The organism is uncultured Litoreibacter sp. (assembly GCF_947501785.1).
Lineage (GTDB): Bacteria > Pseudomonadota > Alphaproteobacteria > Rhodobacterales > Rhodobacteraceae > Litoreibacter.
This window is the reverse complement of sequence record NZ_CANMXB010000001.1, coordinates 3,489,761-3,503,581: the sequence shown is the minus strand read 5'-3', so window position 1 is coordinate 3,503,581 and position 13,821 is coordinate 3,489,761. Positions and strand designations below refer to the sequence as shown.

Below are 13,821 nucleotides of genomic sequence, written 5' to 3'. Positions count from 1 at the left end.
TTAGCCCACCGCCTCGTTGCACCGCGCGCAGGTGCCGGGGTTCTTGTGGCTTCCGACATCGGGCAGAATTTTCCAGCACCGCTGGCATTTCTCACCATCCGCCTTGGCAAAGACCACGGCGACGTCCGCCACCTCGTCCAACTTGAACGCATCTGCCGGAGCGGCGTCTGTCGTCACCGAAATAGCCGAGGTGATGCACATGTCGTCAAAGCTGACGGTCTCCAAAACCTTCGCCGCATCTGCGTCCACGAACACCGTCGGCCCCGCTTCCAGAGACGACCCGATCACCTTGTTCGTCCGCTCCACTTCCAAAGCCCCCGTCACCACGCGGCGCACTTTGCGCACGGTGGCCCATTTCGCGGCCAACGCGTCATCACGCCACTCCGCAGGGGTCTCAGGGATATCTTGCAGGTGGACCGAGGACCCGTCCTCGGGGAAGCGTTCCAGCCAGATTTCCTCGCAGGTGAAAACCAGAATTGGGGCCAGCCACGTGGTTAACCGATGGTAAAGAATGTCCAGAACAGTCCGCGCCGCGCGGCGGCGTTCGGTGTCCCCGTCGCAATACAACGCGTCCTTGCGGATGTCGAAATAGAAGGCCGACAGGTCCACCGTGGCGAAGGTAAACACCGCCTGAAACACGCCCTGGAAGTCGTATTTAGCGTAGCCCTCGCGGACCACTTGGTCCAGCTCCGCCAAGCGATGCAGCACCCAGCGTTCCAGCTCCGGCATGTCGGCGGGCTCCACCCGGTCGGCCTCGGTGAAATCGTTCAACGACCCCAGCATAAACCGCAGCGTATTGCGCAAACGACGATACGAATCCGCCACGCCTTTCAGGATTTCGTCACCAATCCGCTGGTCCACCGTGAAATCGGACTGAGCCACCCACAGCCGAAGAATGTCGGCGCCGTATTGTTTGACGACCTTCTCGGGCACGATGGTGTTGCCGATGGATTTGGACATTTTCATGCCCTTCTCATCCAGCGTGAACCCGTGTGTCACCACGTTGCGATACGGCGCGCGGCCCGTGGTGCCGACAGATTGCAGCAGGGAGGAATGGAACCAGCCGCGGTGCTGGTCGGTGCCTTCCATATAGACATCGGCGATGCCGTCTTCGGTGCCATCTTCGCGGTCGCGCAGGGTGAAGGCATGGGTCGAGCCACTGTCAAACCACACGTCGAGAATATCCATCACCTGATCATAGTCATCAGGGTCCACGATGCCCGACAGGAACCGCTCCTTCGCGCCGTCCTTATACCAAGCATCCGCGCCTTCAGCCTCAAACGCCTCCAGCACGCGGGCGTTCACATCGGCGTTGCGCAGCAGGTAGTCGTCATCGGTGAACGCCGCGCCCTTCTTGGTGAAACAGGTCAGCGGCACGCCCCATGCGCGTTGACGCGACAGCACCCAGTCGGGCCGCGCCTCCATCATGGAATAGAGCCGGTTGCGGCCCGATTGCGGGGTCCATTTCACGTTGTCGATCTCGGTCAAGGCCCGCTCGCGGATCGTTTTGCCAAAGGTGTCCAGCCCGTCACCCACCTCCTTGTCGATGGCGGCAAACCATTGCGGGCGATTCAGCCGGATAACAGGCGCTTTGGACCGCCAGCTATGCGCGTCCGACAGGGTGATGCGTTTGGACGCCATCAAAGCGCCAACCTTGCCCAGCACGCCCATCACGGCCTTGTTGGCCCCGCCCGGCTTGCCGTTCGGCTTGATGATCTGTTCGCCACCAAAGAGCGGCAGATCGGCGCGATAGGACGAGTCGTCCATGACGTTATACGTCATCTCCAACCCGTTTTTCACACCCACCGCGTAGTCATCATCCCCGTGCGAAGGCGCGGTATGGACAAAGCCCGTCCCGGCGTCGTCAGTGACATGCGCGCCTTCCAGCATCGGCACCTCGTAGTTCCATTCGCCGCCGCCCTCATGCACGCCTTCCAGCGGATGCGCGCAGGTCAACGAGCCAAGGATCGCAGGCGTTGCGTCGCGCAAACGGGTAAACCCTTCGACGCGCGCCGCCTCCATCACCTCGCCCGCCAGCTTGTCGGCTAGGATCAGCTTCGCGCCCACCTTGGTCCAGTTGTCGGCAGGCGCTTCGGTCACCTCGTAAAGCCCGTAGGCGATGCCCGGGTTGTAGCAGATTGCGCGGTTTTGCGGGATCGTCCAAGGCGTCGTGGTCCAGATCACCACATTGGTTGACTGGAAATCACCGGCCAGTGTTTGAACGGCGGCGGCGTAGTCATCCTCGCCATGCAACTCCAGCAATTCGTCCGTCAATTCATCGGTGCCGGAAATGCCCGACACGCGGAACTTCACCCAGATCGCGTCGGCCTGACGGTCGTGATACTCCACCTCCGCCTCCGCCAAGGCGGTCTTCTCTACCGGAGACCACATCACAGGTTTGGAGCCTTGATACAGCGTGCCGTTCATCAGGAATTTCTGGAATTCCTCCGCGATCACGCGTTCAGCGTGGAAATCCATCGTCAGGTAGGGCTTGTCCCATGTCCCGGTGATGCCCAGTCGCTTGAATTCCTCGCGCTGGATGTCGACCCAGCCTTCGGCGAAGGCGCGGCATTCCTGACGGAACTCGACCAGATCAACCGCGTCCTTGTCGCGGCCTTTCTGGCGGTATTTCTCCTCGATCTTCCATTCGATCGGCAACCCGTGGCAGTCCCAGCCGGGGATGTAGCGCGCGTCATAGCCCATCATCTGATGGCTGCGCACGATCATGTCCTTGATGGTCTTGTTCAGCGCGTGACCGATATGCAGATGCCCGTTGGCGTAGGGCGGGCCGTCATGCAGGGTGAAGGGCTGGCGCGTCTCAGCCTTCGCCTTCTCGCGCAGCTTCTCATAGACACCGATTTGCGCCCAGCGCTCCAGCCAGCCGGGCTCGCGGTTGGGCAGACCGGCCCGCATCGGAAAATCGGTCTTCGGCAGGTTCAGCGTGTCTTTGTAGTTCACTTCAGGGGTGTCGGCGCACATTTTAGGCGTCCTTTTTTGTCGGCGTATTGGGGAATGTCGAAAAGGGGCGGTGCGAGTGGCTCAAACACCTTGGCCCGGCGTCTCATCTGTCAGAGCGCCGGGGATATAATTCGAATGATGATGCGAAGCCTCGTCATGTGAAGCGGTATAGCCCCGTGATACGCGAGGGTCCAGTGTCGCATTGCGCTTCCCTGTGTTGCAGGTATCACTGGCGCCATGAGTTTGAAGATCGGAATTGCAGGGGCCGGGATCGGCGGTCTGGCCGCAGGCGCGCTGTTGGCGGGTCAGGGGCATGAGGTCACCGTCTATGACCAGTTCGACGCGCCCCGCCCGGTGGGCTCCGGCCTTGTGATCCAACCCGTTGGCTTGGAGGTGCTCGACGCCATCGGCGCGGGAGACATTGCAAGGTCCAAAGGCAACCGCATCACCCGCATGCTGGGCCATGAAAGCGAGACCAAGCGCCGCGTTTTGGACGTCTGGTACGACCGCGCGGGCGACGGGGTGACTTACGGCCTTGGCATCCACCGCGCAGCCCTGTTCGACGCCGTGCTAAACGCGGCGTTGGAGGCGGGCGTGACCCTGACCTCCAGTCACGAGGCCACCGCGTTCGAACATGGCCACATCCACTTCAAGTCCCACCCCACATCCCCCAAATTCGACCTGATCATCGACGCCTCCGGCGCCAGCAGCGACCTGTCTGCGATCAAGGCCACGCCGCTGCCTTATGGTGCGATCTGGGGCACGGTGCCGTGGCCCGAAACGGACCTGCCGCTGGACCATCTGTCGCAAAGCTACCGCCGCGCCGACCGGATGATGGGGGTCCTGCCCTGCGGCACCCTGCCGGGGTCCGACGCTCCACAGGCGGCGATCTTCTGGTCCATGCCCCGTGACGCCCACCCCGACTGGCTCGCCACGCCTCTGGACGACTGGAAACAGGAGGCCACGTCCCTCTGGCCCGCCTTCGCGCCGTTCCTTGAGACCATCAAAACCCACGACCAAATGACCATGGCGCGTTACTCCCACGGCACGTTGCGCAAACCTTACGCGGACCGCCTCGCCATCATCGGCGACAGCGCCCACAAGGCGTCCCCGCAGCTTGGCCAGGGGGCCAATATGGCACTTCTGGACGCCATGGCATTGGCGCAGGCGCTGAAATACGAAAACAACATCAACGTGGCCCTGCACCATTACGCAAGCGCTCGCCGCTGGCACGTGCGCATCTACCAAGCCATGTCATGGGCGTTCACGCCGCAATACCAATCCGACTCGACATGGCTGCCCAAACTCCGCGACCACGCGCTGTTCCCGCTGAGCCAAATCGCCCCCACGCCGCGCATCCTGACGCGGCTGGTCTGCGGCAACCTTATCCCACCGCTGGGTTCACTGACCCCGCGCTAGATCCCATCATTGTTTCAAAAATACCTCGGGGGGAGGAGCGTCAGCGACGGGGGGCGGAGCCCCCGCCGTAGCGACGCGCGCAAGCGCGGCGTTACTCCTTTGCGGATGGAAATAGCCCGGTCAGCGCGCGTTTCACCATGTTTGTGACCGAGGGTTTGTGTTCCGCCACGAAGGGCAGCGGCCGGCAGACTTCAATGGCGGCCACGCCGACGCGGGCAGTGAGCGCGCCGTTGATGACCCCCTCGCCAAAGCGACGGGAGATGCGGCTGAGCACACCGCCCCCCGCGATGGAGCCAATCAGGTCGTCGCCTACGGCCACCGCACCCGTGGCCACCAAATGGGTCATCACCGCGCGGGTCAGCCGCCAATTGCCCAGCGCGCCGGAGCGCCCTCCGTAGATTTCCGCGATGCGGCGGATCATGCGCAGGTTGGCGGTCAGTGCGGTGATCAGATCGGCCAAGGCCAGCGGCACTATGGCGGTGACAGTCGCGACTTGGCGGGCGGCGGATTCGACCTCGCGTTTGGCAGCCTCGTCCAAGGGGGCCAGCAACTGATTTTCGACCACGCCGAACACCGCATCCGCGTCGAAACTGTCGCCGTCGCGGCGCATGACTTCGGCGCGGGCGGCGTCGAGTTCTGGCCGCGCTTTGTAAAGCGCCACAATGCGGTCTCGGGTTTTGCGGGCGGATTTGAGGTCGCTGGTGGCGAGTGCCGCCTCCGCCTCCATCCGCACGCCGTCGATGCGTTTCAGGCGCACCAAGGCCAGCCATTCGCGACCCGCGACGAGCAATAGCGCGAGGCAGAACAGCGCGGTCAGGCCCAAGGCGACGTAGCCGAGAATTGGATTGGATGCGACCAGCCCCGCCACGAAATTCCATGCGGCGACCGAGGCCATGAAGCCCAGAAGTGCCACCAGCATTGACCAGAAAAACCGCGTCAACCGCGACGGGCGGCGGGCGGCGAGGTTGGTCAGCGTTTGCATGGCTTGGCCCGTTGGTGTCGGGGCCTCCATGTCGGGAACCACCGGCGCGGTTGCTGGGGTCAGCGGGGTGTCTGCGACCTCTTTGACCTTCGGCTTGGCGCGGGATTTGGGTTTGGGTTTTTCGTCCAGATCGAACAGGACGGGCCCTTTTGCTTTGCTCATACCAGACGATCCCCGATCAAGAATTCTGCCGCCTTGTCCAGCCGGATATGCGGCGGGCCGTCACCGACGTTCAGCTCGATATCTGCGGGCGCGAAGGCCATCACCGAGTAATCCGCATCCAACCATTTCGCGTCCCCGTCCCGCGCCGGGCCGATCAGTTTGGAGGGATCAGACGGCAGGTCACCGGGGTAGAACGCGGCCTGTTTGCCGGTGCTCAACAGCGCGCCGCGCACCACGTCGAGCGTGTCGCCTTCGTGGTCCATCTGTTGTTCCACCGTGGCCCTTAAAGCCGCAATCGACATGGCAGAGGTTTGCGCGCCTGCGAAATCGGCGCGGTCTTTGGCGTCCCTCAGCAGCGCTTCCATGATCGCGGTGAGCCGCCCATGTTGGGAATGGTGCAAGTGGTCCGCCTTGGTGGCGGCAAAAAGGATTTTCTCGACCTTTTTGCCAAAGAGGATCGAGCCTAGCCAGCTGCTACGTCCGGGGCGGAAGGCCTGCAGGATATCGACCATGGAGCGGCGCAACGCATCCAACGCCTGCGGTCCGGCATGGATCGCGCCAAGTGCGTCGACCAGCACCACCTGCCGGTCGATCCGGCTGAAATGGTCGCGGAAGAAGGGTTTGACCACCTTGGATTTGTAAGCCTCGTAGCGGCGTTCGAATTCGCGGTAGAGGGAGTTGCGCGGCTGGCTATCGGGCTTGGGCAGAGGCGCGAAGGTCAGGACGGGGGAGCCGTCGAGTTCGCCGGGCAACAGGAACCTGCCGGGTGTGGCGTCGGAAAAACCGGCCTCGCGAATGTCGTGCAGATAGGCGGTGTAGACGGACGCCAGTTCCTGCGCGGCGGGTTCTACCAGCTTGGCTGAGCTGTCGGTCTTGTCCAGCAGGTCGCGGTAGGCCTGGGCGGCGTCGCGATTGCTGGCACGCTCAAGGCTGTCCTGCGACCATTCGGCGAAGCTTTTGTCGATCAGGCCAAGGTCCAAAAGCCATTCGCCGGGGTAGTCCACGATGTCCAGATGCACCGTGCGCGGACCGGAGAAGGTGCCGATCAACCCGCCGGGCTGGACCTTCAGGGACAGTCGAAGCTCGGAAATGGTGCGGGTGGATTGGGGCCAATGCGGTTCGGGGCCGGTCATTGCGGCCAGATGCGTTTCATAATCGAACCGCGCGATGGTGTCGTCGGGCTGCGGCCTGAGATAGGCGGATTTGATGTTGCCATGCGCGGCACCCTGAAGCTGCGGCATGCGGCCCCGGTCCATCAGATTGGCGATCAGCGAGGTGATGAACACCGTCTTGCCCGCGCGCGACAGGCCCGTCACACCAAGCCGGATTTCGGGCTCGAACATGCCGGTGACGGAGCTGGTCGCGTCCTCGATGGTGCGGGTGACCCCGTCGACGATATTGTTGATAATCAAATCGTAACTTTCTTTAACCGTGTCCTTACATAAGGTGCGGCAGGCCGCCTGTGTAGGGGGCTTGGTTTGCGGCTTTCCCCGCGATAGACGGGGGACATGCCCAGATACGCCTTGAAAATCGAATATGACGGCGCGCCCTTCAAAGGGTGGCAGCGCCAGACCGACCTGCCTTCTGTGCAGGGCGCGGTTGAGGACGCTTTGCGCAAGCTGCAGCCGGATTTCGACGGCATTTCGGCGGCCGGCCGCACGGATACTGGCGTGCATGCGACCGCGCAGGTCGCGCATGCGGATATGGCGGTAGAGTGGGATCCTTTTCGGCTGTCTGAGGCGTTGAATTACCACCTCAAGCCCCTGCCCGTTTGCGTCTTGGCGGCGGCAGAGGTGGCTGATGACTGGCACGCCCGGTTTTCAGCCGTTGAACGGCGCTACCTGTTCCGGCTGGTGTCACGGCGCGCGCCGTTGACCCATGAGCGTGGATTGGTGTGGCGCATCAAGCATGAGCTGGATGTAGATGCGATGCAGGAGGCGGCCGGGCATTTGTTGGGCCAGCATGATTTCACGACGTTTCGGTCGACCATGTGCCAGGCGGCCTCCCCGGTGAAGACGTTGGACGAGGGACGGATTGAGCGCGTAGAGGTGCCGTACGGGGTGGAATGCCGATTCCATTTTCGGGCGCGGTCATTCCTGCACAACCAGATCCGCAGCTTTGTGGGCTCGCTGGTGCAGGTCGGGTCCGGGTCGTGGAAACCTGAGGACATGAAGGCGGCGCTGGAGGCGCGCGACCGCGCGGCCTGCGGCCCGGTTTGCCCGCCTGACGGGCTTTATCTGGCGGGCGTGGGGTATGACGATGACCCGTTCTAAGGTGCTCGACGGGTTCGACCCGAAATGGCGCGACGTGCCGCATTACATCAACGGGATTACCGCCGAGATATGGGAAGAGCGGCGTATTGGGACGCTGCGTCAGTATTACGGTGACGGGCTGGTGGTGCGTTCGCCGGCCTCGGTTGTTGTCGGCAATGACGGGATTATTGCGGCGACCATGGCGACCCTGGCGGAGTTTCCGGACCGGGAATTGCCAGGCGAGGACGTGATCTGGTGTGAGGCCGAGGGTGGGTTCTTGTCGTCGCATCGGTTGATTTGTTCGGCCACCCATTTGGGCTTTGGAGCCTATGGCGCGCCGACGGGACGGCGGTTGCAGTACCGGATTTTGGCGGATTGCTATTGTTCGAAGAACGCCGTGTTGGACGAATGGCTGGTGCGCGACCAGTCGGCGATTGTGGTGCAAATGGGTCAGGACGTGGTCGACTGGACCCGCCGCCAGATTGCGATTGAGGGCGGACCAGCGCTTTGCGTAAAGCCGTTTACCCCTGCTTTGGATGTGCCGGGGCCGTACCTAGGGCAAGGCAATGACCATGAAGCCGGGGCGCGGCTCGCATCCGTCTTGGAGCGGCTGATGGGGGCGGAGTTCTCCGCCGTTCAGTCCGAGTATGACCGCGCGGTGATGGTGCATTACCCCGGCCACTTCGAGGGACATGGCTGGGCGGAGGTGGACCGGTTCTGGCTGCCGTTGCGGTCGTCTTTCCCCTCGGCGCGGTTCGAGGTGCATCATGTGGTGGGGCGTGAAGATGAGGGCATGTCTCCACGGGCGGCGGTGCGGTGGTCACTGGATGGTTTGCATGACGGTTGGGGGCGGTTTGGCGCGCCAACGGGGGTGCCGGTGCATGTGATGGGGATTACCCATGCCGAGTTTGGGCCAGATGGTCTGCGGCGGGAATGGACGCTTGTGGACGAGACGGCAATTTGGAAGCAGATTTTGTTGGGGTCTGGCCAGTGTTAGGCCATGCATATTTTTGGCAGAAAGAAGCTAGACCGGGTCAAGCAGGATTTTGAACTGGTCACGGATTTTGGCGTCTTGGTCTTTCGTCAGGTAGCCGGGGTCGGGCTGGCTTAGGATATCCGTCGCGGCCTGTTTGGCGCGGGACCATGCGTCGGGTTTTCCTTCCTCCTCCCACTTGCTCGGCGCGTCGCGGTCGGCGTGGTCGGGGTAGAGGTAGTCGCGCTCCATCGCTTGCAGCGTTTGGTCGTGGCCGAGGAAGTGGCCTTCGCCAAGGATGGCGTCGCAGATGGCCTCGTACCCCAGCGTGTCTTCTGAGACCTCGATGCCACGGAGCGCGCGGTAGACCTGGCCGATCATATCGTTGTCGAGGACGAAGCCTTCAAAAGATGCGCCCAGAAGCGACGCGGTCATGCCGGAGGATTCGTAGATCAGGTTGCCTCCGGCGAGGCCTGCGGCGAGCGCGGTTAGTCCTTTTTCCATACCGTATTGTTGGTCGATGGCCTTGGCGTCGGTCATGGAACTGGCGACACCCGAGGGCAGACCCAACCAGTTGCTGAGCTGCGCGGAGGCGGCGTTAAGCACGGTGATTTCTCCGCCGCCGCCGCAGAAGGCGCCGGTTCTGAGGTCTATGACCAGCGGCCAGTTGGAGAAGACCATCGGGTAGCCGGGGCTGATGGCGTTGACCATCAGCAAGCTGCCGAGGGTTTCGGCCAGCGACTGCGCGAGGAAGCCTGCGAGCGTAGCAGGAGCGGTTGCACCTGATTGCGCGGCTGTGATGGCGGAAATGGGGATGTTGTGTTCGATGCAGGCATAGGTGACGTCGACCGCGTCTTCGCCGTAGCGCATCGGCGAGATGACGGGGGAGATGTGGGCTTTGACGAAGGGGCGTTTGGAGAATGCCCCCTCCCCGCCTGCGACGGTGTCGAGCAGTTTGACGATGGGGTCCACGTATTCCGCGAGGGTGAAGGACGTGGCGACCGGTTTCGAGGTGCCGCGCATCAGGGCGTAGACGGTATTGACGTCAAGGTCGAAATTGTCGGGCACATCGGTGGCGACGCAGCAGCGGGTGAACCAGCTGACATTGGGCAGCGTGTCTTGCAGGCGGGTGAAGTCGTAAAGGTCTTGCAGCGTTGAAGGGCGGTAGCTGGCGGTTTGCAGATCAAGCGTTTGCACCGCCGCGCCGCCGGTGCCGAAATGGACTTTGTCGCCGCCCACCTCGATGGTGCGTTGCGGGTCGCGGGCGTGCAGCGGGAAGCGTTTGGCGGCAGAGGCAATGGCGTCCTCGACCATGGCGCGGGGGAAGCAGGTGCGTCCCTTTTCGTTGAGATGCGCGCCCTTGCTGAGGAAGAGTTTTTCGAGGCGGTCGGGGACCTCCCCCATGCCGAGGTTTTCGAGCAGTCTCAGGGCGGTGTCATAGATGGCTTTGAGGTCAGGCTCCGACAGCGGCTTGTAGGCCCCGCCGATTTGGCCGGCGGGCGCGGGGTTGACCGCCGGAGGGGCGGCGCGGAGGGCGAGGCGGGCGCTGCGGCCACCGGATTGACGTCTGCTCATAGGGGTGAGGTGAGCCGCGAATGGGCGGTCTGGCAAGCAAAAACTGCGCGGGGTTCGGGATCGCTGAAATCGGGTTTTGATAGGTTGAAATGAAGGGCGTGCGGGATTGACGATACGGGCGTTTTCAATGTGGATGGCCCAACGCAATTAGGAGAGCCGCCATGAAAACCAGAACCAGAGCCGTTGTGATTGGGGGCGGGATTGCGGGGTGCTCGACCCTGTATCACCTGACGCAAGAGGGCTGGTCGGATGTGGTGCTGATTGAACGCGACGAGCTGACATCTGGGACCACGTGGCATTCGGCGGCACAGGTGACGAATTTCGGGATGAATCAGACGATGGTGGGGCTGAAATCGCACTCGGTCGCTTTGTACAAAAAGCTGCGGGACGACCCGGAGTACCCGGTTGGGTATCATCATGGCGACGGCGGCATTCGGTTGGCCAATACTGAGGCGCAGATGGACGGTTACCGGCATTTTGCGTCGATGGCCGAGGGGATGGGCGTCACCTATGAGGTGATTGACGCGGAGGAATGCGCGCGGCGGCATCCGTTGATTTCGACTGAGAACCTGCTGGGCGGTTTGTGGGACGGCGAGGACGGCGACATTGACCCCGCGCAGCTGTGTCAGGCGCTGGCCTTTCATGCGCGCAAGGCGGGGGCGGAGGTATACCGGCATACGGCCGTGACAGGGCTGGTGCAACATAGCGATGATACGTGGACGGTGCAGACCACCAATGGCGATATTGATTGCGATGTCGTGGTGAATGCGGGTGGATATCGGGTGAATGAGGTGGCGGCGATGATGGGTGTGCAGCACCCTGTCGCCTCGATGGAGCACCAGTATTTTATCACCGAGGATATTCCGGCGATTGCGGAAGCCGGGCACCGTATGCCGCTGCTGCGATGCCCGATTTCGGACTACTATTCGCGGCAGGAAAAGGGCGGCTTGCTGGTGGGCTTCTACGAGCAGGATTGCAGGCCGTGGGGGATGGACGGGATTGACCCCGCCTTTGCCAACGACCTGTGCCCCGACGATCTGGACCGGGTGATGGACGTGCTGGAAGGCGCGTTTGCGCGCATGCCCGCGCTGATGGAGGTGGGGATCAAGCGGGTGGTAAACGGCCCGATCACCTACACGATCGACGGCGCGCCTTTGGTGGGACAGGTCCCGGGCAAGCGCAACGCGTTTTGCATCATCGGGCTGCGGGCCGGCGTGGGCGAAGGTGGCGGGCATGGCTGGCTGCTGGCGCAGCAGATTGTGCATGGCGAGGCGGAGTATGACATGTGGTGTCTGGACCCGCGGCGGTTCACGGGGCACGGCAATGTGGAGCTGACCTCGCTGAAGGCCATCGAGGACTACCAGAACGAGTTCCGCTTCCACTTCCCGCATGAGCACCGGCCTGCGGGGAGGCCTGCGAAGACGACTCCGTTGACGCCTGTGCTGGCGGCGGAGGGCGCGGAATTCACCGTGGTGAATGGGTGGGAACGGGTGGATTACATCCGGCCCTCGCCGGAGTTTGCGGAAACGCTGGGCTTTGGCTTCAACGAGGCGTTTGAGGTGGTCAAGCGCGACGTGGAGATGGTGCAGTCGGGCGTTGGGCTTTGCGAGGTGAACGGGTTCAACCGGTTCGAGATCACCGGCGCGGATGCGCGGGACTGGCTGGATGGCATTTTTTGCGGGCGGGTGACGCGCAAGGAAGGCCGTGTGGGCCTTGGGTATTTTCTGAACCATCAAGGGAACATCAAGGGCGAAGCAACGGTGGCCAACCTGACGGGCGATCGCATCTGGTGGGGGTCTGCCGCCGCCGCCGAGTGGCATGACATGGATTGGCTAACGAGCCATGTGCCGGAGGGTGCGGACGTCTCGATCAAGTCGCTGACCAATGACTGGACCATTCTGGTGCTGGCCGGACCCAAGGCGCGCGACGTGCTATCCGCGTGCAGCCGCGCGGATTGGTCGGCGGCAGCGTTCCCGTGGCTATCTGTGCGGGAGGCGTTTATCGGGATCGCGCCGGCGGTGGTGATGGGGGTCAGCTTCTCCGGCGAATTGGCCTATGAAATCCACGTGCCGAATGCGCAGCTTTATGCGGCCTATCTGGCGCTCAGGAAGGCTGGCGAGGCGCATGGGATGGGCCTGTTCGGCGCGCGGGCCGTGGAGTCGATGCGCATGGAGAAGGGTTACATGCATTGGAAGGCGGACCTGATCACCGAGTTCAACCCGTTTGAGGCTGGGCTGGAGCGGTTTGTGGACATGGGCAAGGACTTCATCGGCAAGCCCGCTTTGCAGGAAATGCTGACGGCGGGGCCACGCAAGCAGCTGGTGGTGCTGGAGATTGAGGCCACCCATGCGCCGAGCCATGGCGGCGCGTCCGTGCGCGACGGCGCGCGTGTCATTGGGACGGTGACGTCGGCGGATTGGGGGCACCGGCTGCGCAAGAACCTTGCCTACGCCTATGTCGACCCCGCGTTTGAGGCTGAGGGCACAAGCGTGCATGTGGATGTCGTTGGTGTGCCCCAGCCCGCCAAGGTGGTGGCGCGCGGGCAATATGATCCGGCGAATTTGCGGGTGAAGGCTTAGGCGGCGCCAATTTCTAGAATAGAAATTGGGGACAAATCCTCATCGAGGATTTGGGTGCAGACTTTCTGGGAAAGTCTGCCTAGCTCCGGCCCAACCCGGGCACGGTTTCCATGTCGATGCCATTGGCGGTCTGGCCTTCCGCGTCGCTGCGGCAACCGGCGATGTAGCGTTTCAAAAGGCCGACGTAGAAATTGATCTCGTCCTGGCGCATGGACATGCGCTTCAGCTGGCCTCTGATCGCGGCTGAATTGTTGTCGATGACCTCGGGCGGTGTGTCGCGGGCAATGGACAGGATATCGAGCAGCGGGTTGACGATGTCGCGCAACACCTCGACGGCGATGCGTTCGCGCATGGTCGCTGTGTCCACCGCCAGCGACGGGTCAAAGCGGAACGCGGACTTGATTGCGCCGACATATTCGCGCACCCGCATCATGATCGTCTCCTTGCCGTTCTCGGCCTTGGAGTAGAGGATGCGCAGCCCGCCCAGGACCACCCCCGGAATGGTCACCTTGAAGTCCGGCATCGAAATGATGCGCTCGCCGGGCACCATGTTTTGCAATGCCGCTTTCAGCGCATTTGCCAGATCAGCGGCAAATACCTCATGCAGGGCGCGGCCTTGCTTGAAGGAATACCTGTTCCGAATATCGACATGTTGAAGTTCGATTGAGGACACGCGCAGTCCGTCGACATCTTTGCCAGTTATTCTGCGGGTTAAATGAATCACAAACCGATCATTGTCCGCGGCGTCTAGAGCTTCTAATGAAGTCATTGCAGTTCCCGGAATTGTGTCGATCAACAGTGCCTTGTTTACCCATAGTCAAACAATGTTAACAAATGGTTTACGATGTCAGCTTATTCTAAATTTAATATTCCAGATTGTTTGTAGCCACTTTTTGTCTAAAATGCCGAACTGTACATTTT

General features: G+C 62.3%; 9 protein-coding genes. 4 read left to right on the top strand and 5 right to left on the bottom strand.

The features are described from left to right. On the bottom strand, positions 1–2,979 hold the full coding sequence (ileS, locus tag Q0899_RS17460) for an isoleucine--tRNA ligase (RefSeq protein WP_299194453.1): 2,979 nt from the start codon (positions 2,977–2,979) through the stop codon (positions 1–3). A gap of 216 nt (positions 2,980–3,195) precedes the next feature. Between ileS and Q0899_RS17455 the strand changes: the two genes are divergently transcribed. Then, positions 3,196–4,377 carry an NAD(P)/FAD-dependent oxidoreductase gene (locus Q0899_RS17455; protein WP_299194450.1) on the top strand — a complete coding sequence of 394 codons (1,182 nt, stop codon included), beginning with the start codon at positions 3,196–3,198 and terminating at the stop codon, positions 4,375–4,377. Between the two features lie 91 nt (positions 4,378–4,468). Here the strand turns inward: Q0899_RS17455 and Q0899_RS17450 are convergent, their stop codons facing one another. Both Q0899_RS17450 and Q0899_RS17445 read right to left on the bottom strand, forming a co-directional pair. Then, entirely contained in the window at positions 4,469–5,521 is a 1,053-nt protein-coding gene (locus Q0899_RS17450; RefSeq protein ID WP_299194447.1) for a YcjF family protein, read from the bottom strand. Then, a complete protein-coding gene (locus Q0899_RS17445) occupies positions 5,518–6,933 on the bottom strand; it encodes a YcjX family protein (protein ID WP_298298332.1) in 1,416 nt (471 codons plus the stop codon). The genes Q0899_RS17450 and Q0899_RS17445 overlap by 4 nt, the downstream gene beginning before the upstream one ends. A gap of 96 nt (positions 6,934–7,029) precedes the next feature. Between Q0899_RS17445 and truA the strand changes: the two genes are divergently transcribed. Together truA and Q0899_RS17435 are read left to right on the top strand one after the other, a co-directional pair. Next, entirely contained in the window at positions 7,030–7,794 is a 765-nt protein-coding gene (gene truA / locus Q0899_RS17440) for a tRNA pseudouridine(38-40) synthase TruA (RefSeq protein ID WP_299194443.1), read from the top strand. Beyond that, complete coding sequence (locus Q0899_RS17435; protein WP_299194440.1) at positions 7,781–8,770, top strand: ester cyclase; 990 nt, start codon at positions 7,781–7,783, stop codon at positions 8,768–8,770. Before truA ends, Q0899_RS17435 begins: the two co-directional genes overlap by 14 nt. Positions 8,771–8,797: 27 nt before the next feature. Here Q0899_RS17435 and Q0899_RS17430 read toward each other — a convergent pair whose 3' ends face one another. Beyond that, the gene (locus tag Q0899_RS17430) at positions 8,798–10,321 is read right to left on the bottom strand and encodes a trimethylamine methyltransferase family protein (RefSeq protein ID WP_299194437.1); all 1,524 of its coding nucleotides are present in this window, start codon (positions 10,319–10,321) and stop codon (positions 8,798–8,800) included. 161 nt (positions 10,322–10,482) lie between these two features. Here Q0899_RS17430 and Q0899_RS17425 point away from each other — a divergent pair, with 161 nt between their 5' ends. Beyond that, entirely contained in the window at positions 10,483–12,900 is a 2,418-nt protein-coding gene (locus Q0899_RS17425) for an FAD-dependent oxidoreductase (RefSeq protein WP_299194434.1), read from the top strand. A gap of 79 nt (positions 12,901–12,979) precedes the next feature. On the opposite strand, the gene Q0899_RS17420 is transcribed toward Q0899_RS17425, so the two are convergent. Further along, positions 12,980–13,573 (bottom strand): hypothetical protein, encoded by a 594-nt coding sequence (locus tag Q0899_RS17420; protein ID WP_298298315.1) that lies wholly within the window; start codon positions 13,571–13,573, stop codon positions 12,980–12,982. Positions 13,574–13,821: the final 248 nt, after the last annotated feature.